Consider the following 17,337-nt stretch of genomic DNA (forward strand, 5'->3'; position numbering starts at 1 on the left):
AGAAGGAATTATTATGAAAATTAAAAAACTTATTGCAAGCGTTAGTATAATCACACCAATTGTGTTTGTTTCAGCTTTAGCAGCGTCTTGTGTTAATAATAAACATGAAGATAAAAATATTGTGCATAATAGTAGTGACCATGGTAATAATAAAAAAAATAATTTTACTAATGATTTAAATCAAAATTTAACAACCCACGAATTTAAATCAAATTTAATAAGTACTTCCCAATTAGATAATATAGCCAAATTAATTAATTTTACTTATGAAAATAAAGCTAATACTTATTTAAAAAATATACTTATTAATCAATTAAAACATTCACCTATTCAAAATCAAGATTTTAAACTAGAAATTATAGGTTTATATCCTAAACAAAATTCCTTGCAGGATTTAATTATTTATTATAAGTTAACTAACCAAAAAACAAAGGAGATTAAAGGTTATTATTTTGAATTAAATGGTTTTAAAAAACCAGATAACACCATTTTTTCAAATCAATTAACGCCTGAGCTAAAAAAAATTATTGATACTATTCAATTCAAAAAAACTTTTGATCTCGTAATTAATAATCAACAAGTATTAAATTATGAAAATGTTTTACCTTCACAAATTAAAAATCAATTATTAATGGGTTTAAAAGTTATTCAAAAAGAGTATACAGACAAAATTAAACTAAGTGTACTTGATGTTTTATTCATTAACGAGGGTGGGCAAATTAACGCTAATAAGTTGGGGGCTTTTTCTTTATTATTAGAGGTTTTAGATCTTAAAAGTAAAAAAACTTACCAAATTCTTATTCCTGTTGATAAATTTAAAACTAATCCTTATGGTGCTGATGAATATGATTTATTGCCAACGCAAGTTAATAACGGATTTGCACCAACTAGCTTAGCTCAAATTAATCAATACAATAATGCTGATCAACAAACACGTTATTTATATGATAATGAAAATTATTTAAAATCATTAAAAGCATATCAAAGAAATGTAAATTGATACCAAATACGCCAAGATTTAATTAATAATAAACAAAAAATTAATGAATTTGATCAAAAAGCACCACAAGTTTTTCAAGATAGTTATGAATCTGCTGCTCGTAAAGGTTTTACTTTACCAGTATATGATGAAGATGGTAAATACCAAGGTTTATCATTTAACGAAACTGAAATTGGAAAAAGTGTTTCGTGAGTTGATGCAATTGGAAAAGATCAATGGAAAATAAATGGTTTGGCTAGAACTTTGCCTAATGATATGTATAAGCAAATTGCTTTACAAACATTTGGCATTCAAATTCAAACGCCAAATGGTAAACCACGCGAATCTGATGTAGTAGCTGGAACAATGTGAATTATGGATTATCAAAAAAGAAATGATAATAAATATCCTACTAAATGGTATTTTGGCACAAATTTACATGTTGCAGAAGCATTAAAGTCAACAACAACAGTTTTTGGTATTAATAAGATAATGCCAACAGTTAAGACTAAAACTACTTTGGGTTTAGCGAACGCTGATGATAATATTTATCGTTTTAGTTTAGTTAGTAAAGATAATCAACCAAATATGGATAAACCTATTAGTAATGGTATTAAAACAATCTATGATGGTCGTGACTTCTTAAAATTAAATCCTAGTGACTTATTAACATCAAAATTAAAAAATAAATACCATAACCTACAAGAATTTGTTGATTTTGCTGTTTTTGAAATTGATTTTGAAAAAATAAAACTCGGCTCTATAACGAAAAATTTTTATAGTGGATCAGATTGAAGTGTTGATAAATATAATAATTTAGATCCAAGTGAATTAGCTAAATTAATCACAAACGATTATGCACAAAAACCAAATGAACAAATAAAATTTTTATCAAAATCTTATTTAAATGATTATGCACGTATTAATGTACCTTTGGATTCAAAATACAATCAGGCTTTTGACACAAATAAATATGATGAATTATATGCTGTAGGTTGGCCAAGCTCTGCTTCTGATTATTTCTTAGACCCAATTAAAGATCAGAAACAATTTGAATCAAGACGTGAAAGTTATAGTTTATGAATTAATTCTAATTATCAATTTTATAATAAATTAAATCATAATCCTCCTTTGTTTCCTCTTACACAAATAAATCGTGGTGATTTCTTGTCATATAATATTGGTTATCGTAGTTTTACTAATAAACCTGGATTGCTTGATGCTTTTATTGCTAGTCCTATTACTGGTAAAACTGTACATAAATCAACTGATAATCAAAATTATATTGGGTTTGGTTTAAATTATTTACCGATGCATTATTCTCCAATTGGGGGTTCATCAGGGACAAGTCTACGTAATCAAAAAAATGAATTAGTGGGAATTTGGCATGTTGGTAATGGTTTTGCCCAAACAGGTTTGGCTGCTGCTTTTCGATCTGAAGGCTATGATTATCATGGATTATATGGTAGTTATAACTTACCACAATATGATTTGATTTATGGTGGTGGAAAAGATCAAAAAACTTCCTATCGCCAAGCAATGATGGCGTTATATAAAAATAAAAATATTGCAACCGCTTTATTCCCTAATGGTTTTGGTGAAGATCAAATCCCCAGTGCTTTTAAATTTAAAAATTAATTAACTTTTATATTGAATTAGAAAATTATATGATGAATACAAAAACATTTACTTCCGTTAATAGAGTAATTTATGATGATAACTATTCGCTAAAGCAACAACAAAAAAGTAGCTTTATCAATCAATTTTTAAAAGGATTGTTATCTGCTATTACTTTATTATTCTTTATTTTACTTTTAATCTTTGCTGAAAATACGTTGTTTGGTTTAGGTTTTGGTGATGAGAATAAATCAATGATGATTTCAAAATCGCTAAATGCTTTTTTTGATTTACACAGCCCTAAATATTTACAACTTAACTTTTTAATTGTATTTCGCTTTTTTATTTTAAGTTTTACACTGTTTTATACCTTAATCAAAAATTTCACAAATCTTTATTGGCATCGAGCAACCATTAAAAAATACTTACCATGATTCGTTTTATATTTAGTGATTGCAACAATTAGTTTCTTACTATTTTTTACTTTTTTTAGTGTTTGACCAAAAGAAGTTTTTAATTTAGTATTTTTACTATTAGTGTTATTTTTATTAAATTTAAGTTATGAAATATTTAATTATTTTATTTCTAAAAAAACTAACCCTTTATTATACGATAATTATAAAAATTTAATTATTGCCATGGTTTTTCAAGCGTTATTACTATTATTTGTAATAATTACCCCCCTTGTATGAATTAATACAGGTAAAAGTCCTAACTTTTTATTTGTTGATAATCGTTTCTACACACGCATAGTTGATATCTTCACTGTTCAATCAGGTAAAAATTTTATTATTTTAATTGCTTTCTTCTTCTTTTTAATTACATTTATTGTTTTAGCAAATACTAATTTTTTCGCTTTAGTAATTAATAAACGTTACGATCGTAATTATGTTAAGAATAATTTATGATTTATTTTACTTTTATTTAGTGCTATATTTATTTGATTATTAAGAGTTTTTGCATATAAGCACGAAAATGAAAATCTACCGGTTGGTAACAACCATTTATTATGAGTTTATATTTTACAAAGTTTTTTTGCAATAATCATATTAATACTATATATGGTATTCACTTTAAAAAAACGCTTAAGCGTAAAGAGTAGTTTAAATACTTTATTAAATTTAGTAGTCACTCAAACAATTCTAAGTTTAAGCTTGTTTTTAGTAACATTATTTAATTCTAAGAGTGTGGTTTCTTTAATTAATGTTTTTATTACAATTACTGTACAAATGAGTGTGTTTGGAATCTACATATTTCAAAATAAAAACATTTCAACTAAATTATTGGTGCTATTAAAGGTTATTATGATTTTAATTATTTTAACCGCAGCAATTGTAGGTTTTGATTATTTATTAACATCTGATCATCATAATAACTATTTATTCTCAAACATTCAACCGAAAATGAATTTAGTACAAATCATGTTGTTATTAAATTTTAGTTTGAATTTTACTTTAATTAGTTATTTAACAATTAAATTTGCAATGGTAATTTTTAAAATCAATAAGCTAAATAAGGAGTTAAACAATGAAAAAAAATAAATCTAATCTGACACCTACAACAAATTATTTTGATGTATTTAATACTTATAAAGAGAAAAAAGCAAGTGTTGATTTAATTACATATGAAGAATTAATGGCATCAGTTTTATTTGATAATAAATTAGGTTTTGAATCAGAGGTTTATTTAGATTTTGTTAAAAAATTTACATTAGCTTTTGAAAAAAAACTAGATATTTGATTTGAAAATTTTATTATTAATTTCAATTTAAATTTAAAATTTTCAACAACTATTATGATTCCAATATTAGTAACTAAAGCTAATTCTACAACTGATGCAATTAATTTTAGAAATGATCAAAATCCTGTTTATAATAATTTTTTAATTTCATATAACCAAAAAATTAAAAAATTATTACTTCAAAATCATCCTGTTCAAATTCTTCCTCATTTGATTTTATTTAAATCAAATCTTAATGGTAGTTTAGTGCTCGTATTTAGTGAAAAAATTATCGCTTCAATTGAACAAAAATCAGGAAATTAAGTATGCAATTAAAAGATTTAATTAATAAAAAAAAGAATTTAAATAATATTAATTTAAAAGTGAGTAACGAACGTAATATTTTTTTAATTAATATTATGAAACTAAATCAGCGATTAACTTTTTTTAGTAAAAATGCTTTTGAAATAAAAGAATCAATTCTAAGTTTAAAGCGTATTTATAATATTAAACATGATATGTTAAGACATGAGGAACGAAAGATTTTTAAGTTTTTAAATAAAATTAATGATCGTGTTTTATGGATTTATTTAACTGAAGAGCAAAAATATAGTACTGATTCATATTCGCGTTATGAACAAAAAATCTTAAAAACGATTAAATCAAATCGTGATGATTTTATTTTGATCGGTCAAGGAGCAATTGAATTTGGTAAGAATCATAATTTAAATGTTCTGCAAACATTTAATGACTCAAATATTAAAAATTTAACTACACAATTAACTAAAATGATTATGATTTTATATACTTTTGATAATTATAAAAAAGTTAATTTTGTTATTAATTCTAATAAAAACTATGATGGACACTTTACTATATTACCAATGAATGAATTTAGTTTTGATAAATTTATTAATTTACAAAAATGCGATTCTAATATTATTGATTTTCAAAAAGTAAAAATTTATCCAAATTTAAATGAATTTATTAATGTCCAAATTAATGTTTTCTTAGTTAATATTATTAATACTTTAATTACTGAATCATCTTTTTATAAAACAAAAAATGGACTAGTAGCTACTAATAATATCCTAAAAGAACTAGATGATAACCTTTCAAAAATTCAACGTAAAATTACACGTGTAAAGACAGAGTTGCAAATTGAAGAAATAAATTTATTAGCAAGACAAAATATGAATGAAGATGATAATGATAACGATGGTGGTGTTTATGAATCATAATTATAATATTCAAATTACATTACTTGAAAACAAAAAGTTTAATATTGATAATGGTTTATTATATGTAAATGTTAATGAAGAAAATACATGACAAAAAATTGAAAACAACACCGTTTTAGCCTATGAAATAATCTTATTAAAAATAGTTGATGATGATTATAAAAAAACTTTTTATTTATTTCTAAAAAACACACATATTTCTGTTTTAAATAACATCGTTAAAATTCAAGCATTAAATGATTTACATTTCTTTATTAAAGATGGATTAAACAAAAAAAATAATCATAAAAAAGAGTTGGTAGATAAATATAAAAATATTACTAATAATATTTTAGAACTTGAAGCTAAACAACAATTAGGATTAACTCTAAGTGAATTTTTAGATCTTGATAATCTAAAACAAGAACAATATATAACTAATATGCAAATTAGATTAAATTTAGTGGAGTATAAAAAAGATGAGAAATAAATTGAAAATAAAATTAAAATTTTTAGCTTCACTAGCAACAATACCAATTGTAGCTTCACCATTAATTTTTTCTGTTGCAGCTAATGAGGATGGTAAACAAGAAAACAATAATGGTAATAATCATGATCCTAATCAACAAAAAAAACCAAAAATTCCTAAAAACGATCCTAATTTTAATACTTTTAAAACTGATGCTGATAAAACTGTTAAAGATAGTTTAGAAAAAGGAATTAATGCTGCTATTGTTTATGTAAAATCACGTCAAGAAGAAATTTTAGAAAATAAAGAAATTGAGTTTAAGAAAAAAATTCAACAACTAATTTATTTAAAAAATCTGCAGTCATATCTTGAGAAAAATAAAGAAAACATCTTAAAAAATCCTAATGATTATGGTTTTTATTTAAATACTCCTCAAATTTTAGGAACTCTTAAAAATTATGATATTAAAGATATTGAGTTTAATGGAGAAACATATAAGCAAATCAAAGTTGGCAAAACTGATCCTTTAAATTATCAAAAAGCCGTTGCTCCAAAAGGAAAAATTAGTGATGTACAAAGTGATCAAATTAATGATGTTGAAGAAACAAAATACAAAGATACGTTAAAAAAATATGAATCTGAATTTTTAAAAGAAATTAATAAATTAATTTATGATGAAAATGATGTTCCACAAATTAACAAAGATGTTGAGTTAACACGTGATGAAAAAGGACAATTTAATACAACTTTACCTAAAGGTTATAATGATTGAAACGCTTATTTTATTTCTAAAATAAAAGATCGTGTTACAGCATTTGATTTAAAACAAAATCAACAAACAAACGAAGATAAACAAGAAGAACAGCCAAATGAGCAAAAAGATCCCGATACACCACCACCATTACCACCACCATTAGTAGAAGGCGATCATAATGAAATAGATCTTCCCCCAACACAAGCTAATGCTATTATTTCTTCTTTACCACTATTATTACCTTATATTAGTCCTATATATTCAAATGAATCATTAAGTGGATTAAAATCAAAATTTGATAGTTTAAAACCAGAGCTTAAACAAACATTATTTTATTTTAATAACCCAATTAACACACGTTATCTTTATAGTGTATTAGATTTTGGCGTTAATGGTAGTAGTATGATTAATATTAAAGTTAAAATTATTGATCAAGTTAATCCTAAACTACAACGTACATATATTATTAATAAATATGATCCAATTTTAGATATTAATTTTAATAGTCTAAAATTAAATGAAGTTAATGCTATTAAACAAATTTTTGTTAACTTGTATAAACATTTAGGACTAGATGAGAAAATTGATTATAAGAAATTACGTAACTTTTATATTAGAAATGCTTTATTTACAATGATTGAAGCTGCTCAAAAACTTATTTTGCGATTCAATCAAATTGATAAAGATAATAAAATTATTGGTCAAAAAACTTTTGCAACATTACAAAATGAATATTTAGAAAAATACAAACAAAAACTTGTAAACAACACCGATGATAAGGAAAGATTATTAAATGAGTTTAATAATTTAACAAAAGAAAATTTCTTTCGTTATTTAAATAACACTTTAATCAATAATGATTATTATTGATATCAACTAGTTGGTGCTTATAAACAAGTTAGCTTACAGTTTAGTGAAGTTCTTCGATTAAATAAAGATAAAATTAAAGCTAATATTGCAAGTATTAAAGGTGATGAAAACACCATTGCAAATTTATATAAATTAAATAACCAATTAATTTATCAATTATCGGCGATTGTTGCACAACGTAGTTTTAATTCTCAACAATGATATCAGTCATATTTAAATGTTTTACAACCGATTAAAGAAAATTTTGATTTAATGTCTATATTAACAAATCAAACCGATATTAAAACAAATAAGGACAAAGCTAAGGATTTTAAAAATGCATATGATAGTGCTTTAAAATCTCTTGAAAGACAAAAACAAGTAAATAAACAAATTCGTCGTAAGATTGGAATTGCGTTTATAGTAATTAGCTTACTGGTTTTAATAATTAATTTAATTATTTATGGATTGATTAAAAAACTAAAAAATAAAAAAGTTATTCTAATTATTAATAGTGTGATAATGGTGTTGACAATCATTGTTTTAATAATGGGAATTATTCTAATAATTTAGAAAGGAAATAGAAAAATGCAAAACACTAAGGCAAACCCTCGTATTAAATCGATTTTTAACTATATTGTAACTGTTAGTGGAATCTATGATTATCAACATCATCAAATATTTGTTTTAAAAAATGATCCAACAGTAAAATTATTTGTTATTTCAGCAAAAGAAGATCTTGCTTATTTATTAATTAGCAATGAACATGCTAATATTAATATCGGCGATGAAATCATTGAAACAAATCGTGAAGAAAATGTTGTTACTGATTTAAATTATTTCGGGAAGATTATAGATATTAATAATAATTTTATTTGACCAAAACCACTTAATAATCTTCCATCAGCAAAAATTGCTCAAACTAATCCTGCATTTGGTTTAGCTCATAATTTAATGACAGTGAAAACTTTAAATGAGCAATTAAATACTGGAATTGTAGCAATTGATTTATTAATTCCGATTGGCAAAGGACAAAGGGAATTAATTATTGGTGATCGTCAAACTGGAAAAACGCATATTGCTTTAAATACTATTATTAATCAAAGCCGTGCTGGCACAAAATGTATTTATGTAGCAATTGGTCAAAAACGCGAATCATTAACTACTGTTTATGAAACTTTAAAGGCTCATGACGCATTAAAAAACACAATTATTATCGATGCTCCTTTAACAGCATATGAACAATATTTAGCACCATATATTGGAATGGCTCATGCTGAAAACTTATCGTATCAAGATGATGTATTAATTGTATTTGATGATCTAACAAAACACGCTAATATTATTCGTGAAATGGCTTTATTAACAAATAAACCAGTTGGTAAAGAAGCAATGCCTTCAGATGTATTCTTCTCACATTCATCATTACTTGAACGTGCTGGTTCATTCAAAAATCGTAAAACAATTACTGCTTTGCCGATTTTACAAACAGTTGATGGGGATATTACTTCATTAATCTCTTCAAATATTATTTCTATTACTGATGGTCAAATTGTAACTTCAACTGATTTATTTGCTGCTGGTAAAGTTCCTGCTATTAATATTGATTTATCAGTTTCAAGAACAGGTTCAAGTGTACAATCAAGAATGATTACTAAAGTAGCAGGTGAAATTAATAAAATTTTTAGACAATACAAACGTCATTTAAAATTAGCAATGTTAGATTATGAATTTAATAAAGAAACTAGCCTTTTATTGCATAAAGGTAAATTAATAGATAAAATGTTTTTACAAAAAGGTTTCTCTTTATTTTCATACCGTTTTATTGTTTTAAGTACTAAGCTAATTGCCTGAGGCATTTTAAAAGGTGTTAAAGATGAACAAAAAGCATTTATGTTGTTAGATTATGCGATTAATAATTATGAAGATGCTCAAAAAGCATTCAATACTATTTCAACAACTCAAAATTATGATGATAAAATTATGAAAAACTACTTTGCTTTCATCCTAAAACAATACTCTGATTACTTAAATTTAAATTGAGAAGTTGAATTAGAACATAGTTTTATTCCTTTACAAAATGAGTTTTTAATGAATGTAGCAAAATTTTTAGGAGATAAATAATGAATAACGGCCGAGTTATAAAAATCTGATCAGATATTGTCGAAATTGAATTTAAAAACAGCTTACCAGCTTTAAATCACTTATTAACAACTCATGATGGCAATACTTTCTTATTAGTTAAAAGATTAGTTGATGCTACACATGCGAGAGCAATTGTTGTTTATGCATCAAAAGATTTAGCAATTAATGATATTGTTATTAATACAAACAAAAGTTTTATGGTCCCAGTTGGTAATGATTCAAAAAATAATATTTATAATTTTTGGGGACATCCTTTATTAGAAACTAATAAAACACCTAAATATGTTGAAATGAATTCAACAATTTTAAACGAGCGATATGTTGATAAAAGTATAGAAATTGTAGAGACAGGAATTAAAGCAATTGATTTTTTTATGCCAATTCTAAAAGGATATAAATTAGGAATCTTTGGTGGTGCTGGAGTTGGTAAAACAGTTTTAATGAAAGAAATCATTTTTAACTTAAACAGACATAAACAAGCAAATTCAAATATTTTTATTGGTTCAGGAGAGCGTTCACGTGAAGCAATTGAATTATATAATGAATTGACTGCTTCTAATTTAATGCCTAATTCAGTAATGTTTATTTCTAAGATGAATGAAGCTCCTGGTGCACGTACTTCAATTGTACCAATTGGAATTACTGCTGCTGAATATTTACGTGATCAAAACAAAGAAAATGTTTTATTGTTTATTGATAATATTTATCGTTTTATTCAAGCTGAAAATGAAGTTTCTACTGCATTAGGTAAAAAACCGTCTGTTGGAGGTTATCAATCAACACTAGAAAGTGATGTTACACATATTCAAAATCGATTATTTAGAAATAAAAATGGATCAATTACCTCATTTCAAACAATTTTTTTGCCAATGGATGATTTAAGTGATCCATCAGCTGTCGCTGTATTTAATCATTTAGATGGAAAATTAGTATTATCGCGAGCACAAGCTGCTAAAAATATTTTTCCAGCATTTGATCCATTAGCAAGCTCAACAAACGCTATTGATCCTAAAATTATTGGTGAACGTCATTATAATGCAATTATCGAAACTAAAAAAGTTTTAAAAGCTTATAAAGATCTAGAAGATGTTATTTTAATTTTAGGTTTTGATGAACTAGATGCTGAAAGTAAAATTATTGTTAAAAAAGCTTTACAGCTAGAAATGTTCTTTACACAAAACTTTTTTATGACTGAACATTTCACAAAAGCTCCTGGTCAGTTTGTTCCATTAAAAGAGACTGTTGAAAGTGTAATTCGTATTTTAGAAGGTAAATATTTAAAACAAAGTCCAGATGTTTTTGCCTATATTGGTTCAAATAAGGATATTTCTCAAGATCATTAATAATTATTAATTTATATTAAATTTAAACCTTGGTAACTATATTAATTACCGAGGTTTTTTATTAAAATGTTCACCATTAATATGTTTTGTTTAGTTTCAAAAGTGCAAAATAAAACATCTTTTTTTAAAAAAGTTTTCAAAAGCTAATTTTAGATATTTAAAAATATTATAAATATTTGTATAAATTTTTCATCATTTTTTCTTATAGCTTGTTAAGATTTTTATATATAACTTGTCTATACAAATTAAGGAGTTTAAAATAAAGTGGTTTGTAAAAAAAATAAATTGAAAATGTTTGGTTTTATTGCTATTGGAACTGTTTTAACTAGTGCAATAATTCCTTTTTTAGTTACATGCGCAAAAGAGAAAAAAATAAAGCAAGAAGTTATAAAACCAAAACAAATAAGTAATTTAAATCTTGAAGCTAAAAATATTGATATTGTTTTAAAAAATAATGTCTTCAATAAAGAAACAGCAAAATTTACATTGGATTTTGACATAAATAAAGAGTTAAATTTACAAATGGTTGCTGTTTTTGATGTTTTTGATAAAAAAAATAACTGATTAAAAACAATTAAAACAGCTAAAACAAATTTAGTGGATAAAAAATTTGTTTTTGACAGTTTAGATGAGAATGTTAAATATCTACTAAAACAAATTGATTTTTACGATCCAAAAGCGCCTAATCAAATTATTTATACAAAAAACAATCAGACATTTAGTTTTGATACTAAAATGGATGATAGCATCGCTAGAACTGTTGAACTAATTATTATTAGTGGGTTTAATGGTTTTGTTGATGAACAAATTGTTCCAGATTATAATAAACAAACTACATATTTAAAAGCACCCGGGTTAATTCGATTATTAAATGAAGTTAATAAAATTAAAAAAGAACGAGGTGCGAATAATGTTGCTGTAGTTATGGGTGGAAATAATTATTATGAAAATAATATATCTTCATTAACTAGAGCTCAATATACAACAGCCGCATTAAAGTTTTTAAATCCAGTAGCTACTAGCATCGCTAATACTGATTTAAATTGGGGTTATGATTTAATTGACGAAAAAACAAAGCATTTTAAAGAATACGTCAAAGCTTTATATGGTAATGATGGTATTTTATCTGTTAACTCTTATCTAAAAGATGGTGATAAAAACATACAAATGACTAATAATTCAAAAATTATTAACTTTGGTGGTTTTAAATTAGGATTAATTGGAGCAATGAGTAATTTAATTAATTTTGAATCTAATCTTAATTTAACAAAAAATATTCAATGATTTAGTAATGAACAAACAGCTAATTTGATTAATGATGAGGCCGATAAGCTTAAGGATCAAGGTGTTAAAAATATTGTTTTATTATCAAGTTTTTTAGCAGATAAAGCAAAGGAAAATGACACTTTAACTAATGATGAAAAATCTTTTTATAAAGAAGCATCACGAATGAGTAAATTAATAGATAATAATGTCAATTTAATGAGTGTTATTAATCCTTATAAAGCACTTAATGTAATTGCTAATAATAAAAATAATCAACCTTTGAATGTTGTTCAATCAAAACCTAATAGTGGTTTTGTACGATATATGATCACACTAAATCCTTATAACCGTATTTTAAAAACAGAAATTAAGCTTGTTGATAAACTGTCAACAAGCGGTGATAATGCAGGATATCATTATATAACTCAACAAGATTTATTAAATCCACAAAAAAATCCTGATTTCAATCAAAATTTGATTACATTAAATAATTTTCTTAATAATTATAAAGATCATGAATACGAGCAATTAAGAGAAAAAATACTGATTAAAAATGATAAAAAAGTCAATTTATATTCTTCAACATATTCACTTAGTTCCTTAGGAGCGTTTATAAGTGATATATTAGCAAAATACTATCAAGCTCCTTTTTATAATAAACAAACACATACTTTTGAATTTAAACAAACACAAGCTATCCTATTAGCTCCTCATGCTATTCGTTCTTTGGTTTCTGCTAAACCTATTAAACTAGAAAATTTAAATCAAATTTTACCTTTTAATGATACGTTAGTATCAGGTGAAATTAGTGTTAAAAATCTTAAAGAATTTTTAATTAACAAGAATAAATCTCAAAATTACAACGAACCATATCAATTTAGTAATACGCTAAAAATTGAATATGAAAACTTACAAGAAACAAAAACAAAGAAAAAATCAAGAAAAAAACAATCAGAACAAAGTTATAGTGATAATGAAAAAAAAGATGGTCTAATTTTAAGTCATCAAAAAAGAGTTATTAAAGTCTTTTTGAAAAATTCAGATGGTACGTATACAGAATTAAATGATAATCAAAAAATTATAGTAAGTGTTATGAATTCGATCTTAAAATTTAATAAAAAATTTAGTGAGGCTCTTTTAAATAAAACATACGCTGACCAAACTAATATTCGTGATTTGCTAAGAACATACTTACCAAAAGAAACACAAATCGATCAAAAATATGATCAAAGTGTGTTTAGTAAAAATGATGCTCGTTTTTATAAAAAAAAAGAAACAGACCAAAATAAATCACTTATTTACAATCATATTAATGAAAGTATTAATAATAAACAAGCCGATCATTTAAGAATTGGGCACTGAAATGTTCTACATCAGACTGGATTAAATGATCCTAAGAACTATGCTTTAGCTAAAACAATTTTATTTAATAAATACGATATTATTGGATTAACAGAAATTTGGCCTGCAGAAAATAACAATCAGGAACAAAACAATTTACCGTTGATAGGAATCATTAAGTATTTAAATCAGTTAAGTGGCTCAGATGATTATGATTTTTTAATTAGTGATAATCTTAAAGGTAGTGAAAATGATAAATTAGCAACAAACGAACATACAAGTACTGAACGAATTGGGATAATTTATAATAAGAAAAAAGTTAAACCTATTCCGTTTGCAAATAATAAAATCGGTTATATTTATTCAAATCCATTACAACCTGGCAAATATGAAAAAGCAGAAACTGATTATTCACGTCCACCATTTGCTATTAAATTTGCTTCAATTGGTCAAATTAAAAATGATTTTACATTGGTTTTCGGTCATCTTGATAGTCCTGGAACTTATCCATCAAATACAGAATATCAAAAGAAAGAGCATCTACTAAAACGTACAGAATTAGTTAATAAAAAAGTAATTTCAACGAACCAAATGATTAATAAATATGAACAAGGAAGTCGTGAAGTGGACGATGCTGAACGATTAGTCAAAGTTATGGAAGAAATTAAAAAAATTGATAACAATAAGGATGATGATTATTTCTTTTTAGGTGATACTAATATTCGTTTACATAATCAACAATGAGTTTTTAGAACTTTAATTCAAAATGGTTATAGTAGTGTTTTTAGCGATAATGACTTATTTAAATCATCATTAAGTGTAAATCCTGGTGAATTTTCAAACCCTTATGATAAAATTTTTTCTCAAGTTAATGGTTTAACTATTTCTAATCCAAGTATTTATAATTTATGAAATGTATATGAAGATCAAATTGTTGATCAAGAATGGTTAAAAAAAGTGCGTAGTTTATACCCTAATGAATATCATGATAAATTATTTTATATTCGTAACGATATTTCTGATCATGCACCTACATTCTTTGATTTAGGTTTAAATAAAAACGACACTAAATAAGCAAAATGATAACCTCGTGTTCAAAAATTAAACTAGGGGTTATCATTTTGTTAAATGTTATAATAATAGTTATTAATTATCAAGGAATAAAAATATGGCATTAACAATTGTTTTAATCTTGTTTAGTGTTCTAGCTTTAATAATAGGTTTATTATTATCAAGAACTTCACCATCTGGTGGATTGTCAAGTTTAAATGGACAAGATCTAGAAATTTTTAAAAAAACAAAAGACCGTGGTTGAATTAAAGGTTTACAAGTCTTTATGTTTTTATTAACAATTGTTATGATTTTAATAATAATTTTTTATAGAGTGAGCTAGATGAGTGATTTTACGAAACAAACTATTACCGAAGTAATTTCTAAGGAAGAGCGCCCAATACCCGCTGCTATTCTTGCTAAAAAAGTGTTAGAAAAAATACCCACTTTAAATAAAACTGATGTTTATAAACTAATTGATTTATTAATTCAAGAAAATACTATTAAAAAATTAGAAAATAATCGATTGGTTATTGGTTATCTAGATTATGAATTTGATCACGAGATCAAACAAGGAATAATTACTATCAATTCAAAAGGTGATGGCTTCATTAAAGAAGATAATACTGAAATTGAATATTACGTCAACAAAAAATATTTAAATGGGGCTTTAAAAAAAGATTCAGTTAAATTTGTAAAGTTAAAAAAAGAACCTAAAAACAACCTGCAAGATGCTGCTGTAATTGAAATTGTTGGGCATGCTAAAGACCATTATGTTGGTCAATTTATAACTCTTCCTAATGGTGGTTATTACATTTTTGTTGACGATCCTTTATTTTACTTAAATATAAATTTAAAAGATACTACCGGTTTAGTTAATGGTCACAAAATTCTTTTTAAAATTATTTCGCAAACAACAAAAGATGCTATTGCAGAATTAGTTCATATCATAGGTCATAAAAACGATGTTGGTTCTGATGTTTTATCAATCGTTTATGATAATGGTATTGATCCAACTTTTGATCCACAAGTTGTTGATTTGGCTTCAAAATTAGAATTTTATGTTGATGAACATCAAAACAAAATTCGACGTTCAATAATTGATCGTGAAATTATTTCTATTGATCCTGTTGGTTCTAAAGATATTGATGATGCTGTTTATGTTAAAAAATTAAATGATCAACGTTACTTTTTAGGTATTTCTATTGCTGATGTTAGTTTTTATGTACAACCTAACACCATTCTTGATGCTGATGCTTTTAAAAGGGGAACATCAACATATTTAGTTGATCGTGTTATTCCAATGCTTCCGCATAATATTTCTAATAATATTTGTTCATTAAACGAAGGTGAGTTTCGCATGTGTATAACATGTGATATGGTAATTGACAAAGATGGAAAAATATGTTGAAAAGATGTTTATCCTGCTATCATGAAAAATTATCGTCAAATGTCATATGATGAAGTTAATGATTTTTATGAAGGAAAATCACGTTTTGAATCAGCAACATTAACTATGAAAGAAATGTTATTAGAAGCTAAAGAATTGCACCATATTTTAAGAAATAAAAAAATTAAAGATGGTTATGTTGATTTTGATATTAAAGAACCAAAAATTATTTTAGATGAAACTGGTGTCCCTATTGATATTAAAATTTACGAACGTAAAACTGCTCAAATGATGGTTGAAGATTTTATGATTGCAGCTAATGAGGCTGTAACTATGTTTGCTGAAGAACACATGGATAAAACACTAAAAGAATTTAATTTAGAAATGCCTTTTATCTATCGTGTTCATGATAAACCATCAATTATTAACTTACAAAAATTTGAAATTGAGGCAAAAAAATTGAGTTTCAATATCTCACATGATTTTGAGAACATTCAACCTAACACTATTTCAAATTGACTAAAAATGAATGATAATCATGTTAACTTACCATTAATTAGTAAATTATTATTAAGATCAATGGCTAAAGCTTCTTATGAAATTATTAATACGGGACATTTTGGTTTAGCATCTGATAACTATACACACTTTACATCACCAATACGGCGTTATCCAGATTTAATTGTACACCGTTTATTATGAATGTTTATTTTTGATTCTCAAAGTTATACAGATAAACAACGAGTAGAATTAGTAAATAAACTGAAGTTAATTACTGAAGAATCAAATAAAAATGAAATTATAGCAGTTAAGACTGAACGTGATGTTAATGCTGCTAAATTTGCTGAATATATGAATTTACATATTGGTAAAGAATTTATTGGTGTGGTAACAACAGTTTCTAGTTTTGGTGTTTTTGTTGAACTCGAAAATACGATTGAAGGTTTAATTAGAATTAAAAATTTAAAAGATGATTTTTATGATTTTATTCCTGAAAACATGACTTTAGTTGGTCAAAAAAGAAAGAAAATTATTACTGTTGGCAATAAAGTTCGTGTACGTGTTATTGAAGCTAACAAACTTACAAGAAAAATTGATTTTGAACTAGTTGCACAATAAAAAATATAAGACTTAAAAAAATTTATTTATAATACACAAAGAAGATGACTAAAGTAAATATTTAGTCGTTTTTTAA

General features: G+C 25.0%; 11 protein-coding genes. All 11 read left to right on the forward strand.

Annotated features, from left to right (window positions below):
* Positions 1-13 precede the first annotated feature (13 nt).
* Entirely contained in the window at positions 14-2,617 is a 2,604-nt protein-coding gene (mip, locus tag UPA3_RS00245; RefSeq protein WP_006688541.1) for an Ig-specific serine endopeptidase MIP, read from the forward strand.
* Positions 2,618-2,646: 29 nt separating this feature from the next.
* On the forward strand, positions 2,647-4,137 hold the full coding sequence (locus tag UPA3_RS00250) for an MSC_0624 family F1-like ATPase-associated membrane protein (protein ID WP_010891666.1): 1,491 nt from the start codon (positions 2,647-2,649) through the stop codon (positions 4,135-4,137).
* The gene (locus UPA3_RS00255) at positions 4,124-4,639 is read left to right on the forward strand and encodes a DUF2714 domain-containing protein (RefSeq protein ID WP_006688416.1); all 516 of its coding nucleotides are present in this window, start codon (positions 4,124-4,126) and stop codon (positions 4,637-4,639) included. The genes UPA3_RS00250 and UPA3_RS00255 overlap by 14 nt, the downstream gene beginning before the upstream one ends.
* A gap of 2 nt (positions 4,640-4,641) precedes the next feature.
* Positions 4,642-5,556, forward strand: a complete 915-nt coding sequence (locus UPA3_RS00260; RefSeq protein ID WP_006688472.1) for an MSC_0622 family F1-like ATPase gamma subunit — start codon at positions 4,642-4,644, stop codon at positions 5,554-5,556.
* Positions 5,546-6,025 (forward strand): MSC_0621 family F1-like ATPase epsilon subunit, encoded by a 480-nt coding sequence (locus UPA3_RS00265; RefSeq protein WP_006688520.1) that lies wholly within the window; start codon positions 5,546-5,548, stop codon positions 6,023-6,025. Before UPA3_RS00260 ends, UPA3_RS00265 begins: the two co-directional genes overlap by 11 nt.
* A complete protein-coding gene (locus UPA3_RS00270) occupies positions 6,015-8,180 on the forward strand; it encodes an MSC_0620 family F1-like ATPase-associated subunit (RefSeq protein ID WP_010891668.1) in 2,166 nt (721 codons plus the stop codon). Before UPA3_RS00265 ends, UPA3_RS00270 begins: the two co-directional genes overlap by 11 nt.
* Positions 8,181-8,195: 15 nt before the next feature.
* Positions 8,196-9,731, forward strand: a complete 1,536-nt coding sequence (locus UPA3_RS00275) for an MSC_0619 family F1-like ATPase alpha subunit (RefSeq protein ID WP_006688732.1) — start codon at positions 8,196-8,198, stop codon at positions 9,729-9,731.
* Positions 9,731-11,095, forward strand: coding sequence for an MSC_0618 family F1-like ATPase beta subunit (locus tag UPA3_RS00280; RefSeq protein ID WP_006688563.1), 1,365 nt, complete (start codon positions 9,731-9,733; stop codon positions 11,093-11,095). The genes UPA3_RS00275 and UPA3_RS00280 overlap by 1 nt, the downstream gene beginning before the upstream one ends.
* Before the next feature lie 291 nt (positions 11,096-11,386).
* A complete protein-coding gene (locus UPA3_RS00285) occupies positions 11,387-14,776 on the forward strand; it encodes an MnuA family membrane nuclease (RefSeq protein ID WP_041941987.1) in 3,390 nt (1,129 codons plus the stop codon).
* A gap of 94 nt (positions 14,777-14,870) precedes the next feature.
* Positions 14,871-15,095, forward strand: a complete 225-nt coding sequence (gene secG, locus UPA3_RS00290) for a preprotein translocase subunit SecG (protein WP_006688648.1) — start codon at positions 14,871-14,873, stop codon at positions 15,093-15,095.
* Positions 15,096-17,261, forward strand: a complete 2,166-nt coding sequence (rnr, locus tag UPA3_RS00295) for a ribonuclease R (RefSeq protein WP_006688547.1) — start codon at positions 15,096-15,098, stop codon at positions 17,259-17,261.
* Positions 17,262-17,337 lie beyond the last annotated feature (76 nt).

The organism is Ureaplasma parvum serovar 3 str. ATCC 27815, assembly GCF_000019345.1.
Lineage (GTDB): Bacteria > Bacillota_I > Bacilli_A > Mycoplasmatales > Mycoplasmoidaceae > Ureaplasma > Ureaplasma parvum.